This is a genomic window from Herpetosiphon gulosus, assembly GCF_039545135.1.
Lineage (GTDB): Bacteria > Chloroflexota > Chloroflexia > Chloroflexales > Herpetosiphonaceae > Herpetosiphon > Herpetosiphon gulosus.
Window position 1 is genome coordinate 1 of record NZ_BAABRU010000084.1, and the last position, 1,478, is coordinate 1,478.

At 42.6% G+C, this 1,478-nt stretch carries 1 pseudogene; it reads left to right on the top strand.

What is annotated here, in order from left to right:
* Positions 1-822 (top strand): annotated as a pseudogene (locus ABEB26_RS26830) (hypothetical protein); the annotation flags it as partial.
* Positions 823-1,478: the final 656 nt, after the last annotated feature.

Here is a 1,478-nt window from a genome sequence, read left to right on the forward strand (position 1 = left end):
ACCCTTAGCACCATCGCGCAGGCTGCGGCATCTATGAACTCCCTCAATGATGCACTAACCATTGCTCAACTGATTGACAATCCTACAAAACGCAGCGAAACCCTTAGCACCATCGCGCAGGCTGCGGTATCTATGAACTCCCTCAATGATGCACTAACCATTGCTCAACTGATTGACAATCCTACAAAACGCAGCGAAACCCTTAGCACCATCGCGCAGGCTGCGGCATCTAAAGATGATTTTGAAACCTCCACCATCGTTGCTCAGTTAATAGATAATAACTGGATAAGAGATGAAGTATTCGATTTTGTTAGCCAGATTGCAGTCTCTAAGGGTAATTTTAATAGTGGGGTAACGATTGCCGAAGCCATTGGTGATCACAAAAAGCGAGCCGAAGTATTAAATATCATTGCCCAAACCATTCTTTCCAAAGATAATCACTCATATGCAGCTATTATATTGCAAAAAGCAATTCAAAACGCCCAATCTATTGAACAAATAGTGTCTCGTGATAATACGTTAGTAAAAATTATACCCATCGTCATTTATATAGATAAAAATCTTGCTCTTAAACTCGCTCAATCTATTATAAGTGATGATCTAAGAATTAAGACTCTTATCGTTGTACTTGAAGAATATCAAGAATATGATAGCCATATTCTTAATATCTTCCAATTAGAGTGGAATCGTTGTCTAACCTACGATACTGTATGGGTAAAATTACCACTAATCATACCATTATTAAAAACACACAAATGGTTAGGAACCATGATCCTGGAAGAAGAGGGATGGGTGAATGCGCAACTCAAACGATTGGGATGAGAGACGGGCAAGGGCCAACTTGGAGGCAAAGTCGGCCCTTGGAATTAACACAAATTAATGCTTCTTTCCCCCTCTTTATTCCTCTCATGATGGTGATTTGTTACGCTACGCTCTCGATCCCAGCGCAGAATTGATCGACGAACCAATTCTGCGCTGATCATTTTTATACGTGAGTACGGCCATACTTAATCACGCTGTGACCGTCTCCAGTGATCCACGAATGCTGCATAGGATGCTAATTTAGCATCATACGACTTAAGTAAAACAAAGAGTCTTTCTTGGTCTACGGATAATGAACCCTTGAGAAACGAGGAATAGAGAATATGGTGCACTCCCTGTGATGCGGTAGCGACATCACGAAGCACATGAAAGAGTTCATCAATTAATGCTGACGCGGTAAGGCTCTCTGGATGATCATCCATTCGTATCCTCGCATGTGTCCGTTAAATTCCTGAAAACCAACGGCTTCCATCAAACCATAAAAAGAGCACTAGCTAGTGCCGCTTGGATTCAATGACGACAACGGGCGATGAGACTGTACAATAGCGTGTGTATTTGGTTCCCAACCCAAAGACGAGCATTTCCAGAATAGGCTTGTAAGGGGATACCATGCCACGAGCAAAACACAAACCCGCACCAACGACCGCCGACCAACC